The organism is Veillonella sp. (assembly GCF_018381775.1).
Lineage (GTDB): Bacteria > Bacillota > Negativicutes > Veillonellales > Veillonellaceae > Veillonella.
In genome coordinates, this window is the sequence record NZ_JAGZRH010000016.1 from 12743 (window position 1) to 30019 (window position 17277).

The 17277-nt window shown below is 37.1% G+C and carries 14 protein-coding genes and 1 pseudogene; 3 read left to right on the forward strand and 12 right to left on the reverse strand.

Features of this window, described 5'->3' with window-relative positions:
* Nucleotides 1-3 precede the first annotated feature (3 nt).
* The 7 genes and pseudogenes from KH109_RS09005 to KH109_RS09035 all read right to left on the reverse strand — a co-directional run.
* Nucleotides 4-573, reverse strand: coding sequence for a hypothetical protein (locus tag KH109_RS09005; protein ID WP_295218893.1), 570 nt, complete (start codon nt 571-573; stop codon nt 4-6).
* Nucleotides 574-653: 80 nt separating this feature from the next.
* Nucleotides 654-1841, reverse strand: coding sequence for a YadA-like family protein (locus KH109_RS09010; RefSeq protein ID WP_295218896.1), 1188 nt, complete (start codon nt 1839-1841; stop codon nt 654-656).
* Between the two features lie 44 nt (nt 1842-1885).
* The gene (locus KH109_RS09015) at nt 1886-3622 is read right to left on the reverse strand and encodes a YadA-like family protein (RefSeq protein WP_295218899.1); all 1737 of its coding nucleotides are present in this window, start codon (nt 3620-3622) and stop codon (nt 1886-1888) included.
* Between the two features lie 303 nt (nt 3623-3925).
* On the reverse strand, nt 3926-5287 hold the full coding sequence (gene dcuC / locus KH109_RS09020; protein WP_295218902.1) for a C4-dicarboxylate transporter DcuC: 1362 nt from the start codon (nt 5285-5287) through the stop codon (nt 3926-3928).
* A gap of 29 nt (nt 5288-5316) precedes the next feature.
* Entirely contained in the window at nt 5317-6477 is a 1161-nt protein-coding gene (locus KH109_RS09025; RefSeq protein ID WP_295218906.1) for a M20 family metallopeptidase, read from the reverse strand.
* Nucleotides 6478-6572: 95 nt separating this feature from the next.
* Entirely contained in the window at nt 6573-7064 is a 492-nt protein-coding gene (locus KH109_RS09030) for an IclR family transcriptional regulator C-terminal domain-containing protein (RefSeq protein ID WP_295218936.1), read from the reverse strand.
* A gap of 54 nt (nt 7065-7118) precedes the next feature.
* Nucleotides 7119-7259: pseudogene (locus KH109_RS09035) on the reverse strand (helix-turn-helix domain-containing protein); the annotation flags it as partial.
* Between the two features lie 461 nt (nt 7260-7720).
* On the opposite strand from KH109_RS09035, the gene KH109_RS09040 reads away from it, so the two are divergent.
* The 3 genes from KH109_RS09040 (at nt 7721) to KH109_RS09050 (ending at nt 10416) form a co-directional block, all read left to right on the forward strand.
* A complete protein-coding gene (locus tag KH109_RS09040; protein ID WP_295218909.1) occupies nt 7721-9025 on the forward strand; it encodes a cytosine permease in 1305 nt (434 codons plus the stop codon).
* Nucleotides 9026-9030: 5 nt separating this feature from the next.
* Nucleotides 9031-9195 (forward strand): hypothetical protein, encoded by a 165-nt coding sequence (locus tag KH109_RS09045; protein WP_295218912.1) that lies wholly within the window; start codon nt 9031-9033, stop codon nt 9193-9195.
* 153 nt (nt 9196-9348) lie between these two features.
* On the forward strand, nt 9349-10416 hold the full coding sequence (locus KH109_RS09050) for a DUF4917 family protein (protein ID WP_295218915.1): 1068 nt from the start codon (nt 9349-9351) through the stop codon (nt 10414-10416).
* 109 nt (nt 10417-10525) lie between these two features.
* On the opposite strand, the gene KH109_RS09055 is transcribed toward KH109_RS09050, so the two are convergent.
* From KH109_RS09055 to KH109_RS09075, 5 genes are all read right to left on the reverse strand, one after another.
* The gene (locus tag KH109_RS09055) at nt 10526-11221 is read right to left on the reverse strand and encodes a hypothetical protein (RefSeq protein ID WP_295218920.1); all 696 of its coding nucleotides are present in this window, start codon (nt 11219-11221) and stop codon (nt 10526-10528) included.
* Nucleotides 11222-11315: 94 nt separating this feature from the next.
* Nucleotides 11316-13118 (reverse strand): P-loop NTPase fold protein, encoded by a 1803-nt coding sequence (locus KH109_RS09060; protein WP_295218923.1) that lies wholly within the window; start codon nt 13116-13118, stop codon nt 11316-11318.
* 98 nt (nt 13119-13216) lie between these two features.
* On the reverse strand, nt 13217-14599 hold the full coding sequence (locus KH109_RS09065; RefSeq protein WP_295218927.1) for a DUF4041 domain-containing protein: 1383 nt from the start codon (nt 14597-14599) through the stop codon (nt 13217-13219).
* A 292-nt stretch (nt 14600-14891) separates the two neighbouring features.
* Nucleotides 14892-15500, reverse strand: a complete 609-nt coding sequence (locus tag KH109_RS09070) for a hypothetical protein (protein WP_295218930.1) — start codon at nt 15498-15500, stop codon at nt 14892-14894.
* A gap of 432 nt (nt 15501-15932) precedes the next feature.
* A complete protein-coding gene (locus tag KH109_RS09075) occupies nt 15933-16853 on the reverse strand; it encodes a sigma-70 family RNA polymerase sigma factor (protein WP_295218933.1) in 921 nt (306 codons plus the stop codon).
* Between the last annotated feature and the right edge of the window lie 424 nt (nt 16854-17277).

Below are 17277 nucleotides of genomic sequence, written 5' to 3' on the forward strand. Positions count from 1 at the left end.
GCCTCATTTCACCACCATATCTTCAAAATGCATACGGTACGCTTCATAGAATAACGTATCTGCTATATCGTAGCGTGTCGTATTCGGTGCCGTGCGCACAATAGCACGAGTTGAGGCTTTCACCTGAATTGGCAGCGACTGTCCATCAAAGGAGAATTTCCCCAATGGTTCCTCTGTGCCCGTCATACCAGTTTTCGTCTGTGCCGCATCAATAACCGTCGTCAACGAAGCACCCCCTTGTTTCGCACGATATACCTGACTCGCCAGCGACAAACGCGTATCATAGGACACAGTCCAGGCATCACTAAAAATGACATGTTTCCGCGGCGACTGATACGCATTGTACACAGTGGCCTTAATCTTATACATAGGCGGCGCGTACTCTAGCACCTCAATAGAGCTCGTATCTAAATACCATGTAGTATGTTCATTAGCATTGGGAACATCAGGCGTTACCTCATTAACCACCTTAAACTGCGGTGATGACTTGAGCTCCTGTATCGAAATCGCTTGGATAGGCATGGTGAAAGCGACTGCCACAGCCAAGCTCAACAAAGTACTTTTTAGTTTCATATACACCTCTCAAACAATAATAGGCACGTTCTCTCATTAGGATAAGTATACTATATCCTCGAGAACGTGCCTATTTATGCTTATTGTAATTTTTGTAACGCTGCTTTAATTTCGTTTACTTCAGCCCGTAGTTCTTCGTTGTCGGCGCGTAGTGATGCATTATCAGCTTGTAGGTCTTTGATTTGTTTCGCCATTTCAAAGCGGCTTGTTTTAAGTGTCGAATCTTGTTCGCCTACTTTGAAAGAAGCACCGATGTTAAACATGCTTTCACCACCAACGGTAACACCAGCATGAACCATGGAGTTTTCGTTCGGCTGATAGGACGCACCGATAGCGCCAGCGGTGGAGTGTTTATAGTGGCCCAAGCTAGTCGCAAAGGACCATTTATCGTTTGGATTGTAGTCCAAATAATGAAGCCCCGCCAAGGCCGCAGAGGCAGCGCCAACCTTGGACACCTGACGATCCGTATAGGACTTGGCGTTATTAAGCACCTTGTCACCAATGTTAACCGTATTATTTTCGAGCGTAGAAATGCGATTCGTATTATTATCCACCTGCGTTTTCACCTCGTGCAACTGGCTTCCATTAATAACATCCGTAGACGTCTTGGAAACCTCGCCCTTAGACACATTTACGATTTTATTATTCCCATTATCTAGGCCTTTGTTAGTGAGAGACACCGTTTTCTCATTATCATGGTCCCCATCAGTAGTCGTGATGGTCACCCCGTTATACCCATAATTCGTATTGTATTCAGTGCTGTTCTCATTATCATAGTGCACAATCTTCGTGCCATCTGTACTGAGCTCAGACTTATCACCACTTTGTACATTGCTCATGGTAAAAGTTTTAGGCTCCATTTGCGCCACGTATTTATTTTCTTTTCGATCGAGGATAGCCAAGCCATAATCCTCCATCCAAACGAGCTCATGCGTGCCGTTATACATATCAAAGTGACCAGCTCCAATATGAGCATGACGATCATCAGGATGGCCCGCATTTGCTTCTACCGTATCACTAATAGATATACCATCAGATTCAATACGAATACCATGGTTAATATCACCACCAGTACCTATAAACGTCCCTTGGTATGTAGGATAATTCGTCATCGAAATCTCATAGTTCGTAGAACCATCTGCATTCGTACTCGTATTGACCATCAAATTTTCACTATTTGTAGAAACCGTAGAATCCGCATGAACCGTTACACCATTCATACTCAACACAGACATAACACCAGCTAATACTAACAACTTCTTATTCATGATTACTCCCCCTAAATAAAATATAGCAATTATAAATTATATAGTTACTGTAATTTTTTCAACGCTGCTTTAATTTCGTCCACTTCAGCGCGCAGTGCTGCATTATCGGCTTGTAGTTCTTTGATTTGTTTCGCCATTTCAAAGCGTCTCGTTTTAAGTGTTGGGTCTTGATAGCCTACTTTCACATTAGCCCCTAAGCTCACCATATTACGATTATCCCCAAGGGTGGTAGCAATGTTGAACATCGTGTGTTCATTAGGTTGGTAAAAGGCGCCTAGCGCGGTTGCCTGCGCATTTTTATAATTACCAAAACCAACACCAAAGCTCCACTTATCGTTTGGATTATAGTCTAGTGGATGTAGTCCTGCTAGTGCCGCCGCGCCAGCCCCCACTTTGGCGACTTGTCCATCCGTATACGTCCGAGCTTGATTAATAACATTAGAATCAATATTTGTGATCTTCCGTTCTACATCTTTCAGCTGTGCCACATTCACAGCATCTGTATCATCTACCCCTTTAGCCACATCATGGATTTGTTGGTTCCCTGCATTAATGTACTCAGAGGAAAACTCGATTCGCTTGCCATCCTTTGTTTCACTAAAAAAGCCACTCGGACCAAAGGTACTCGTATTACCATTAATACTATTTTTGAAAATCAAAAACGTACTATCTAAAGAAGACGTACTATGCTCAGCATTAAACTGAACACTCTGTGCGGTTAAGGAGGAGCCTAATTTAGCCCGACGATTATCAAATCGTACTTCGTTACTATTAATTTCAGATGTATTTGCATCCGCTGCAGGCACACTATAAGGGTACTCATGTTCAGCAAACTGGGCGGAATTTAAGTTCTCCAAATCTGAATTCAAAGACACATAATAATTATCTTTTAACGTGTTGAACTCTCTATATTTGTCTACCGTAATATTAAAACTGCTATTAACCGTAGGAATCTTAGAGGTTACATAATTATCGGCCATCTTAAGCTTGTACTTAGTCGAACCATCTGGGTTCTTACCTTCAGTGACAATAATATCATAGGTATAATCTTCCGCAGCAACCGTCGAATGACGCATCGCCTCTTTGGCTACGCTATACAATTGAGCCCCATTTACAGCATCCATAGAGGTTTCAGTCATAGCACCTGGCTCTACGCCTTTCACCTGTCTGCCACCAAAAGAAACCAAGCTATAGGAATCTCGTTTAGCATCAGAATGTAAGAACTTAAACATATTATTAGGATCCACTGCAGCAGGTCTACCAATGGCACGTACATTATTACCAATCGCAATATTACCAGCATCTGCCTCCGAAGCAGAACCGATGACAATACCATTACTTTTAGCAGTCGAAGAATTACCAATCACTGTAATAGGCTCAAGTGCATATTCGGATATAGCTCTATTATAGCGGCCAATAACAATGGATGAATCACCTTCTACTACATTATGATCGCCTGCCACAAAGTTACCTGTACCACTCGATTGTCTATGTCTCGGACCTGTAGCTGTATTATTCGTGCCTATAATAACCTGATTATCATCCCCCGTATTATCACGACCAACGGCAATAGTGCCAAGTTTAGCGGTATTATTAGAACCTACTGCAATCCCCCAAATATCCGTAGTATTCATATTACCTACCGCTACATTAGCGGATGTATTAGCCACAACGGTATTATCTGTCCCTAAATCGACATTATTATACATATCCGCCATCACTGTTGGCATACTAATTGTCCCTAACACACTACCTATTAATAAAGTTTTATACACCTTCATAATACTCTCTCACCCCTTATATACAATTCACACTTGTATTTATAAATCTACTGAAAATCATCTATATTAATTCATATTCATTATAAATAGTGAAAGCCGGCCAGTCAACGAAAACTTCATTTTAAATTCATTTTATAATTAAAAGGCTCTACCAGCAAAAGAAGGTAAAGCCTTTAGTAATTTACATATTTTGTTATGAATGACTTTTTATTAATGACTTGTTATTAATAACTAGTTTTAATGACTTGTTTTGAATTCCACTGGCATGTTAATCGCCATGTACCAACAAAATCCTGTGTAGGATTAGTGAATAATCCAGATAGCAATTGTACTTGTAATGAAAGTAACGATTACAGGTACGCTTGTACGTTTTACAAGTTCGAAGCTAGAGATGTTTGCGATACCAGCTACGGCGATCATAACAGCACTGATTGGGCTAAGTAGACGGCCTACGCTAGCTGCGTTTTGCATGCCAAGAAGGATTGTTGTGGCATTACCGCCTAGGTCAGCCGCAAAGTTAGGAACGAGTGGCGCAAATGCGAACATAGATGCAACGCCAGAGCCCATTACGATACTTAAGCCTGTAATAATTGTAGATACAATAACACCTACTACGTCAGCGGAGATGGCAAGACCTTGGATAGCGGCAACAAATTCTTTTACGATGCCTAGGGAAGTCAAACCGAATGCGAAAGTTTCACCAGCAACGATCAATGTTACAGTGTTTGCAAATTGGTCGCCCATGCCTTTGAAGAATGTTTGAATGCTAGCCGCCATTTTACGGAAGTCGCGATGACGGATAAGTTCACAACCCATAGCGATAAACAAGCTAAGGAACATCGCAAGGTTTACGTTCATCTTAACGCCTTGAATAGCATAGTCGCTGAAGCCAAGAATAAAGATTAATGGTAACAATGGTAAGAAAATATAAGGTAATGGACCGACTTCAAGATCATCCGTTTTATGCTCTTCTACATATTCTGCAGGGATGTGGCCAGATTTTTTATCCATGTATTTTTGCCAGATGAAGTGAGCAATAGCAGCCATCAAGCCGCAGATAATATAGACTTTCAACTGGTAACCAACAAAGTATTCATGAACTGGCATGTTTACAGTTTTGGATACGAGTAATGTAGTAGCAGATGCAGGACCGATGTCGAGCAAGTGGCCTGTTGCAACAGCTGCAGCCGCACCGACAGGGCTAACACCTAAGCGCACAAGAATTGGGAAAATTGTCACCATCATAAGCATCGCAAGGCCAGACGCACTTGGAATAACTAAGGACATGAACATATTGAGGATAAATGTGAGCGCCATTACTAGGTACGCAGATTTCATTTTACCAAGCGGTTTAATAGCTGTTACAACGAGGCGAGAGCTGGCACCGATGTGGTCCATGTACTTGGCAAAACCAGTACAAGTCATGATCATGAGACCAAGGTTTGCCGCATCTTTTGCAGTCGTAATATTAATAAATTCAAAAGCATCAAAGAAAAGAACCCCTGTAGACTTCTTCGCTTCTACGAAAGATGTTGTATAGCCTAACAAATACGCTGCAAACATCATAATGAGGCCACCTAACAATAATACGGTTTGCGCTTTAAATTTCTTAATAACCAGAGTTCCTGTTATGGCAATAACTAATAAACAAACTAACAAATTCATACACGTTCCCTCCATTTACAACACAATACTTAGAAGTTTTCCTTAGCTTGTTTGAAATCCTCTTTGATTTTTTCTAACAAGCCTGGTGTTTCAAGGATTTCCTCAACAGATAAAGCAATGCCCTTCGCGCCATACATGATAGCATCCTCAGCGAGCTGGCTTTTACCATTGTCTAACCATTCTTGAGAATGGCTAGTCACGCCCTTGCCTACGAATTTCACGCGCAAGCAGGCACCTGGTACGCGGAACGTAACGCTAGAGAAATCGGTGGATCCCGTCACCTTGCGAGGCTCAGAAATCTCTGGGGCCCCTACTTTTTCTGCATTTTTTAAAAGTATATCGTTCAAGGTTTGTACATTGACTTTGTTGTCGTACGCCTTAACCTCTTCCCATTCCATAGTAGCTCCCACCTGTAATGCCGCCCCTTGAGCCACGTCTTTTACTCGAGCCACAACCTCGTCGAGACGAATACGACTGGAAGAACGAATATACCATTGAGTGCACGCATAGTCAGGGACGATGTTCGCCGCCTTGCCGCCGTCAGTGATGATACCATGCATGCGAACCTCAGTCGGTACGTGCTCGCGCAAGTACTCCATACCATTAAAGAACAACAACACCGCATCTAAGGCGCTGATGCCCTTCTCAGGAGCAATCGCCGCATGAGCAGACTTGCCATGGAACTTGATATTCACAAGATTGAGCGCCAAAGACTTGCCGTCTACCGTCGTCGTATCACTGCCGTGCATCATGAAAGCTAGATCTAAATCGTCAAACACGCCTTCGCGAGCCATAACGAGCTTGCCGCTAGCCGTTTCCTCTGCAGGCGTACCGTACACAACTAGAGTACAAGGTGCTTGTAACGTACGTTTCAAAGCAATCGCCGCCGTACAGATGGATGGACCTTGTAAATTGTGACCACACGCATGGCCCAAGCCCTCAAGAGCATCGTACTCGCACAGCAAACCGATCTTAGGACCGCCACCGTTTACATGGTATACCGCTCTAAAGGCAGTTTTCAGGCCGCTCACTTCACGGTCTACGGTGAAACCTTCCTTCTCCAATAAATTCGTCAACAACTCATGGGCTTGGAACTCTTCATTACCCAGCTCAGGATGATCGAAAATGAAATCGTTCAACTCCTTCATGGGCTGTCTTAATGCTTCTATTTCTTGTAAAAGCTGACTCATTTCTACCTCCAACATATACACCACATTATCCTCAATACGCTTATAGCTGTTCCGTATAACGGAACGCTATTCCATACAATGGGTAAAAAATAAAATTATAAGGTCGCTCCCATTTGTTTAGAAATAGTTTGACCTAATGCCATCATAACAGATAGATACTCTTTGACACGCTCTTCCGTGTAGTCTCCGATAGGACCAGAGATAGTCATCACAGCCTCTAGCTTATTGCCAAAGGAGAAGATAGGCACTGCTATCGATGCCGCATCGGGCACGCGATTGCCTCGTGTTACCACATACCCATCGTGGCGAATTTGGGAGCTTTCACTAGCACTCATATCAGTATCCTTGAAGTTCCCTAGATAGGCCCCAAAAATCTTGCCCGCCGCCCCTTTAAAGATAGGGTACACCGTACCGATCTTGATGTCGTTACGCAATGGCTTATCCGCTGCAACGCGCTCGATACAAATACGATAATCGCCCTGCGCCAAGAACAAATTCACGGACTGCTGCAACTGATCGCGGATAGCCACCATGTATGGCTGCGCAATGGCACGCACATCCAAAGACGTAAGAAAGGACTTTGCCATGGGCAAAACGCCCCAAGACAACTGATACTTCTTGTCCCTATTGAACTCCACCCAATGATGCGCCTCAAAGGTCTTGAGCAACCGATGGACCGTCGTCTTCGGCAACGCCGTCCCGTTCGCCAACTCAGTCACACCAAGCGGGCCCGCCTCTAACAACCTGAGTATCTCAATACCACGCTCTATTGATTGAACCATATTCACTTCCAAAGAAACATACTAGCACACTGTGAGCTAATACATTTCACTATTCTATTGAAACTAATAACAATATACGTAATTTATTTGATTGCACCCTATACCTCTCAACGGCATAAAGTGCATTTAACTCATTATAGATATAACAATAACACATTCATGAAAAATTTAAAAATAACTAAGATGCATAGGTAACGTTAATGCTCTAATACATATCTACGATATGTATTGGAGCTACCTTCAAGCAAAAATAGAAAGTAATATGCATAGCATATATATTGAATATTAATTCTAAGTATGCTTTAATGAAATTAAATACTATTCGTTTATGACAACTTAATATGAACTCTCTATTTGAGACATCTGCTATATTTGCGCTACAAGATAGGTCTTTACTGCCATATTTATATAAATACAAAATACATCATGGTGGTTTTCATTACGTATAGGAGTGTAGATCTATGAGTAAGGAGAAATTAGAATTTGTAGAACCAGTTGATACAAACACAGATAATGAGTACTCAAGAGAGCCTGTGCCGTTAGGGGCAAGGAAGTCCTGTTTTTCCCTCACCATTGTTTGGACTGGCTTCGTTTTTCTTGTTACTAGTATGATGGCTGGCGGTGGATTAGCTGCGGGGCTTACCTTCAATGAATTATTATTAGCCATGATTCTAGGGAATATTTTCTTATGTATCATCGCAGGACTAGTGAGCGTAATTGCTTATAAAACAGGCCTTACCTTTGCACTTTTAACAAGATATAGCTTTGGTCAGGAAGGATCAAGAATTGCTTCGCTCTTTGTTCCTATAGTCAATATAGGTTGGTACACTATTCAAGCGGCCTTATATGGACATTTTATTGCTCAAGTATTCAACCTTTCCTACACAGGTGAAGTCATTGCTATGATGCTCAGTGCTGTGATTATGGGTATCTTTGCAATTCTAGGTATTAAATCACTTGCCGTATTTGGCTATATCGCAATTCCAGCTATCGTATTCCTTTCACTAGGTACAGCGACTCGCTCTGTTCTAACCATCGGTGGATGGCAAGAACTTTTTAACCATATACCATTGCAGCCTATTGATTTACTTTCAGGTATCACTATTGTTATTGGTACATGGATTCTATCTACTGCGACATGTATCGCTGATATTATGCGCTATGGTAAAAGCAAAAAAGATGTTATTACAGCTAGCACCATTGGTTTATTGGGTGGCAATACGCTAATGATTAGCTGTGGCGCCATTGCAGGTATAGCTATGCATGATGGAGACTTAATTACAGTATTATTAAGCTTTGGTCTTGTATTCCCAAGCTTATTATTGTTAACAACTAATATCTTTACAACAAATGGTGCAAACCTGTATTCCACATCACTAAACCTAGCAAATTCTTTTAAATTAAACAGAAACGTTATGCTAGCTGTACTAATTGCTATCTCGGCATTGGCAACTATTACACAACCGTACAAAATTGAATCTCTATTTGTATTCTTAAGTACATTAGGTATTATCGTTCCACCACTATGTGGTATCATCTTAGCGGACTTTTACCTAGTTCATCGTGGAAAATACATCGATTACCACAAAGCGACTTTCAAAAAATGGAATCTAGTTCCATGGATCACTTGGGCCATCGCATTAGTGTGCGTGAAATTCATTCCATTCGGCCTTCCATCCTTGAACGGAATCGTAAGCGGTGCCCTACTGTACGCACTCATTACGTATATTGTGAAACCTAATGTCGTTAGTGAAAGCAAAGGGTGAGCATCATGGCAATTCATAAACTATCTGCTATACTAGGAACCATCATTATGGGAATTGGAGCCTTTATTACCTGCCTAGCCACAACTGAAAGCTTCATTACCCTTGGCAATGGCTTACTTGTGTTAAGTATTATCATGATGGGATTCGGGTACTCTAAATGGCAACCGTAATTAGCTAATATAAAAGTTCTACATTCTCATATTATAAAAAGAGCCTTTCTCTTATAACAACAAGTTAGTAAGGAAAGGCTCTTTTTAAAGTAAAATCTTAGTAATTAAAATACTAATCATAAAACATATTATTAATATAAAAGGACTTATAAAATGTTAGAAAAATATTCTGAACTTACAGCTGGTATGGACTTCGACGAGGCGGCACTAATCGTAGGAAATGGTGCTAGTATATCACTCTCAAATAATTTTAATTATAATAACCTATTTTTAAAAGCTGAGGAACTAGGATACCTATCACCTGAAATTGCAAGAATCTTTTCCGAAATTGGTACCTCAAACTTCGAAGTTATTTTAAACCAACTGGATATAACACAAAAAATAAATAATCTACTTTCGCTTCCTGAAATTTTAACAGCACAACTTCCCCAGATTAATGATGTTATTTCTACATCTAGTAACCAGATAAAAACAGCATTGATAGAAACAATTAGAGGTGTCCATCCTGAATATACTGAGTTATCAATCACACAACCAGAGTCAAATACTATATTAAAGCTTAATGAGTTTTTAAATCAATTCGACTATATTATTAATCTAAATTATGATTTATTAGTATATTATATTCTCCTTGCTGATATAAATCTCTTTATAGACTCTTTCCGAAACTCTAGCAGAAACCACCAAAACCTAACCTTTAACGAAAATGTCATAAATACACGCTATGGTGCAAAAACAAAACTTTATTATCCCCATGGAAATATTGTTCTTTGTGTAGATTCCAATGGAGAGGAGCAAAAAATTCGTTGTGCTGAAGCTAATTCACTCTTACAGAAAATTCTTAGTCTTTGGGGCAGTGAACACCCCCTTTATCCACTATTTATTTGTGAAGGATCATCTACAGAAAAGCTGAATAGTATCCATAGGAATTACTATTTAAGATATGTCTATAATAATATCCTACCTGATCTACCTAACAATATTATATGTTATGGTTGGTCTCTAAGTGAAAATGATGAACATATATTAAAACAAATACTCTCCACCTCCAAAAGCAAAAAAATATATATATCTATACATAAAGGTACTAAAGATGATACTGAATTAGAGGCAGAGTGTGCAACAATCAGAAAAAGAATACTAAAAATAAATAAAAAAACTGAAATTCACTTCTTTGATACCAATGATGAAGGATGCTGGCTAAACTATAATCTGGATTAAAAATAATAAAATACCTAATATAAAAGAATCTGATGTTAAAATTTTTCATACTAATTCTATAAGCGATAGAGATAAAAGTTACTATATCTATCGCTATTTTAAGATTAACTTAGGAGTTAAGTAGTAACCTTAACATTAATTCTAAGTCTTTATCTACAGGTAATTTTATAACATTAGGCATTAGCCCTAGACTTAATGTCTCTCCACTAATACTAGCTAACCCAACTGATAGTAACCTCAAATAAATTCCTTTATCAATCTCTATTGATTGTAAAAATATAGAATTGTTCTTTTCTTCAATTACTCCGTTTTTAGCTTGCTCATAGATTCCTTTTAAATCTAGATCTATATTATATTCCGATTCTTCAAATTTACAAGATAATAAGGTTTCTATGTCTTGAACTAATAAAAACTCAAGTGCATTAACAAAAACACAAAACCTCTTCCAATCTAATTTCTCCTTGATATACTGTTTAAATAGTATCCCCATCCATTCAGCCTTTTTATCTTCATTGAATGAGTCAATTTTAATCATAAGCCATTTTATATGTTCTAATCGTACCTCATCATTGTTAAGATATTTTTTCTTATACAATTTTCTGAAAGATAAAATATCCTTCTCATCATTTGAAGTAACAGCCTTAATAAATCGATCTAATTTTATTAAAAAAATCTCATTTGGTATATCTTTTATGCATTTAGCTGTTTCTTTAATAGAGCTTAAGATTGGAATCCCACCAGTAGCAGTCAAATCTAGAACACAAAGAGCTAAATCAATTATTTTCTCGGCTTTATTATCACTCAATTTATCTTATCCCCATACCACATATCTTCATCCAATATAAATCATTCACCTTCATTGGCCGCATATTATAAAGTATTAGATACGTTTTCTTAATCTATATAACATTATTAGAACTAGAACTTAAAATCTGGATTGCACTTTTTAAATCATGGGCTAAACAGTTTAAATTGAATTCCATAATCGCTCCATATTTTTCATTTTCTATCTTACTTTTAACTATTTTAAGTATTTCTTCTAAATAGATTTTATCTGCCTCCAAAAATTGGCCGATATTAAGTATCTGCAAATACACTGTTCGAATTATACCTCGGAAAGAATCTATGTCACATTCACTTGCACTCATAAAATATCCTTTTAATTCATCTATTGTGCCTAGATATTTAGCGAATTCTTTGGCATTATAATACTCATTTATATTAACATGTATATATTTTAATAGCTCTATATTTGACATATGATTGCTAGATAAACACTTAAATAGATTTAATTTTTCCAACCGCTTCCTATAATTCTCATCAGCAATTTTAACTAAAGGATTAATAAGCTCTTCATATGTTTTATAAACACTATCATCTTTATTCTGTTGTAATAATATATCTCTGGTTATTTCATTGTCACTATAAAATGCTATTTTAATGTCCTCAACAAAGCTTTCAAAATCATATTGTAACGTTGTATAGTGCTTTATCGATGCAACACGCCATAAAATTTGTCTAAGCATTGAGGTTTTATATTTATAATTTTTTACTTCATCCTTTAATTGATTTAACCATTCACAAACTTGCTCATCACAATATTGAGTCCAGTCTGCTAAATGATTAAATGCCAAGAAATTATCTTCATATAGCTTTACTTCATTTTCATAAGCGTTTCTTAGCAACTGATTATCTAAATATGAACTATTAATATAAATATCTATAAATTTAAACCCCCATATTATGTTCTCAGGAGTATCATGACCATCTGCCCTAGAAATAAATCCAAAATCATCGTTTCTCCAATCAACCTCTACTTTAGGATTAACTTTATATTGTATAGCTCTTAAAACAATGTATTTTAAGAATCTATCATATAATTCTCTATGTTCAAAGAAAGACTTATCCTCCAAGTTATAAATTTCTCTCAATAAATTGACCAAAACGGCTAGCACAAATTTTAGAGTCCTAATATTATTAGGTTGTTGTCTAAAAATTTCCTCTAATATAATTTCTTTATTACTTAATATATATTCCCTGATATCTTTTTCTTCGTATTCATTTACTAATTCATCAAAAATATTAGCTATTTCATAAGAAAATGCAAGAGTACAATAAACAGCTTTCTCTTTCTCTGTTTTATAATTGTCATTTTCTGAATCTCTCTCTAAAATTTTACTCTCGTTTGCTATAGTAATTACAGGAATACCTCTATTCTCTGTCAACTTATTTATAAATCCCCATAACTCAGTAGCAGATAATTCACAACGTTCAATATCATCAAATACAAAAATACACTTCTCTAATTGTACAAGATCACTCTTATGTATTAATTCGGCTAAATTTATCTTTACTGGTACTCCAATAGCACTCGTATCGATTGTACTAGAGACCGAATTAAATAATCGTTCACAAATATTTTTTGTTTTCTGTGCTTTATTAGACTCTCCTAAATATTGATTAATGAAGATTTTATCGTAAAATGAATTCTTAAAATCACCTAAATTATTAATCCCATATAAGGAAAATACTATATAGTTTTTATTATCTAAAATTCCATTTTTACGCAAATATTCTTTTACACTATTTTTTACAAAATAACTTTTACCACATCCCCATTCGCCAGTAATCATCAAGGCTTGGTTAATATTACGATTCTGAATATAATCCTTAATTACTGATAATATTTGTTGATCATTCATAGGTCTCTCCAAAATTCATAATGCTATAAATAAAAGCTCTACATAAGTATAAACTGTTATTGTAGAGCTTATTATAATAATTAGTATTCCCAAATATATTATTGAACTAGAGATTCTCTATATTCTTCTGCAGCTGCATCATAGGTCCATTGTACAGTTGCATTATGATGTTCGGTTACAACTTTTTCAATTTTTTCAAGTGGAATAGAGAAGAATTCTTTTCTATGATTTACTTTATTAACTTCATATTCTCTAAATGTGTTATGTAAAATAGATTCTAAGCTAGGTGCATCATCTGAAAAGATTAGTGCATGAACATCAAATTCAAATGGTACAGAAGCGCTACTTAATTCTTTAATTCTATCCATAGGTTCAAGTCGTCTAGTCATACCAATTTTAAAAATATTTTCCCCAAAGGAACCAATATTCGAAATAATATAAACAAAACCAGCACGCGTATTCTTTTCTCGATTTAAAACATCAGATTTAACAGTTTCAAGCTCAGAAAGTTTTTCTTCACATTCTTTGATTTTGTCTATGTATAAAGTCTTTTCAACTTCATTGTCCGTCTTCTGCAAGTATTTCATAAGTTTAGAAATTTCATTTTTAAACTGAGTTTCATCTTTCTCAATTTTTGCCTTTTCACGCTCAATTTCACGACGGACTTTTTCTTCCTCTTTTAACTGTTCTTGGATAAGTTTCTTTTGTTCTCGCTCATCTTCTAACTTTTCTTGATATGAATGTGCTGTAATCAATTGTTGTAACTTATTTTCAAGAAAAGTTTTTGTAATTTGTACACCATCAGATTTGTATATTTTATTCAAAGCTTCATACGATCTTAGAATTTTATTCCTCATGGTATCAATATTTTTATGTGTAACATTAGATATAGCTAAATCACATTCAGCATTGAATGAACGTAGAATTTGACGTATTTGAGTAGTGATAAACTTTTTATCATCATAAATAAGCACATCTACAGCTGTGTTATCTTTTACTAATTCAGCTTCTTCTAACTTATATTTAGATAATATATTTTTTAATTCCTGAGATGTTGCAAGCTCAAGTCCTTTTGTGTCTATATTAACTACTGTTACTAAAGGTTCTAAATTCTCAATTTCTTCCTTCTTATTTTTTAGTTCATTTTTAACTTTTGATATTTCTGAGTACAACTGATTAAGCTCGGTACTCTTTTTACTAATACGCTCTTCAATATCGTGTTCTATTTTAGACTTTTCTTTTTCAATGGTCTCTTCCAATGTAGCTAATTTTGATTGATTAGCCTCTATATTCTGAATAAGATTTTTGTTCAAAATATATTCTTTATAAATTTCGTTTTCAATTAACGACCATCGATGATATCTAGCAAGTATTAATATTGCAACTCCCACAAGCATAATTGGCCAGTATACACTAATAACAGCCATCAAGAAAATTGCAACATCGCCTATAAGAAATCTTTTTTCCCCATTATTATCCATTATATTTCTCCCAAAATACTAACAAACAATACACAGCTATAGATGAGTAAAACTAGTACCAATATATTTTACGTATATTATATCATAAATTATACAAATGATGAAAAATATATGAAAACAGAGCTATCTCATAATAAGATAGCTCTGTCTAAGAGTGAAAACCTTTTAAGTTTATTTATGATCACCTAATTTTATTTCTCCCGTATTTTGTTTTCCCTATAGATTCTCCTCCTTTTTCTCTCCCCTATTACTTCATCTCCCCCTACTTATTCTTCTCTTCCCCCCTAACGTATTATCTTGTTAGGTCTCTCCAGGCGATAAATAGTTCTGCCACGACTTGTGGGTTTTGGCTGAGTTTGATGCGGGCTAGCATTTTGCGCACGTAGTTGCAGTGTTCTAGCATGGCTTCGTTCAGTTTGTGTTTGACGTGACGCGGGGATTGGTACACCAAGATCGGTGCGAAGTTCCCCACGTGAATATAGCTCGTATCGGGTTCCGGACCTTCCCTGACAATGTATTCATAGGGTATAGCCACGTTAAAGAGGCCGTACACCACATCTTTGCCGACAGGGCGCCGACATTTAATATGGGCAAAGGTTAGATGCGGACCATAGGTCTTAGGCGATGTATAGCTGCTGCGCCGACCGTCGCTGGTCATAATGTAATTGGGCCTCAGCCCTTCCTGTATCGCCAGCTCCCGCGTAATGGTGCGCATCGGCAGATGGACCATTTCTTCACGGCCATCTACGAAATAGCACTTCGTACTGTCGCCACCACTAGGCTGATACGTAGGAATAAAACAAACAATGTGGTTCTTTGGATTCGTATAGATCAAATCCAAATCCTCTCCCTTAGATAGCCGAGCAGCCATCATATCTGTTAATTCATCATGTGTTATCATAGGAATTCTCTCCCTTCTAATTAGGAACATTCCTTTCAACAATACAATGAACACGTGTTCTGTGAAAGCAGATTCGCATGCTTTAATCTGCTGCTGGTTTAATTGTATATCACACTGTATAATTTGTAAATATATACACAAAACTATAGAAATTTATGTATAATTAAAGACTTTATGATCTTGTAAAAGTTATGTATACCTTAATGTGTCAATATTTTCTCATTTAAATTGAGAATTGCATATTTTATGTATATCTATTAATCGTGATTAACAGAAACATACAATTTCGTAATATAAATAAGAAATTAAATTATATTAACACATGTATATTACACTAACTCCCTTTAGGGCTAATGTATTCTATACATTCTAGTTAGAGCTAGTGTATCTTATACATTCTAGGTAGACCTAGTTCATTAGTCTAAATTTGGTCTAATGCACTTTTATCTTGTTAAAATCTGTGGTCAAGTATCTCCGCAGCTTTCGTATGGCTCGTTCATGGCGTCGCTGGATAGCTTGGCGGCTACAGTTCAGCTCTTCACTAACGGATACCAAGCTTTGGCATTCTCCGTAAACGCGACGCAATAGATCACGCTGATCTGGAGACAGTCTACCTAAAGCCCATACGAGACGGGCTCGCAGTCTTTGTTCTTCATCGGCGGTCATGATCATGTCGGCTATATTCTCGCCAGATGCGAAGATATCCATGCCCACCGCTACGTCTCCATCGTCGGTAGTGCGGTCAGGGATATGAATCTCACGATGATTACGTAACCGTTCTCGTTTCCAATACCGCATATAACCATATCTAATGCCAGCTTTCACAAAGCCAGGGAACGGTACAGCCCCTTTCAGATCAAAGCTATAAATCGATTCTAAGAGTATAGCCCATAGATAGCTCTCTAGGTCTTCCCTAAACTCGCGGTTCCCCGTGCAATTCGTGTAGTGCAAAATGAGTGGTCGATACCTGCGACAGAGCTCTATTTGTGCCGCATCATGGCGCAACTCATCAACAGACCACGGCTGATATCCAACGGTCTGAATCCGTATATTCGGATTTTGACAAATCGACACCAGGCTTTTATCCGATAAGGATGTTAATACCTGATGCCCACAAATGAGAGTCTGTAATTTCAACTCCTCTGGCACCTTGTACTCTAGTTCCTTAGAAAGTACTTCGTTAGAAGTTTTTTCCGTAGGTGATAGCTCCTCAGATTGTGGTTTTTTAGATTGTCCTTTTTTAGATTGTGTTTTTTCAGATACTGATTTTCTAGTAACTAATGTCTCCGATTGTAAATTTGCAGTTTTAATACATGTTCTTTGTACTAAAGGTTCTTCGTTTATGTATAACATAAATCCCCTTTCCTGCCATGGCATAGCGCTTAACTACACAATAACGCGGAACGGGGATTTTGACAAATCAGAAATTCCTTGGAATTCCTATACATTTACTTGTATCTGTAATGTAATTTCTATCCATACCATGTCATAACTATACGATCAACACAGTAATTGCTGAAAATAGAAAATTACTAAAATCTACTTACTAAAGACTAGTAGTGAGTACTAGTAGATAATATCAGTAGTAAAAAATAGTAGATAATACAAGTAGTGAATAATACTAGTAAATCGTAGTCGTAAATAGTAATTAATAGTGTAAATACTAGCATTATCTACAAAAAGGGGCTGTAACAAAACAGCCCCTTAACCTAAACAAGCTATTAGTTGATTTTATATGATCAACTAATAGCTTGTTTTTTATATTTCTAAGAAAAAA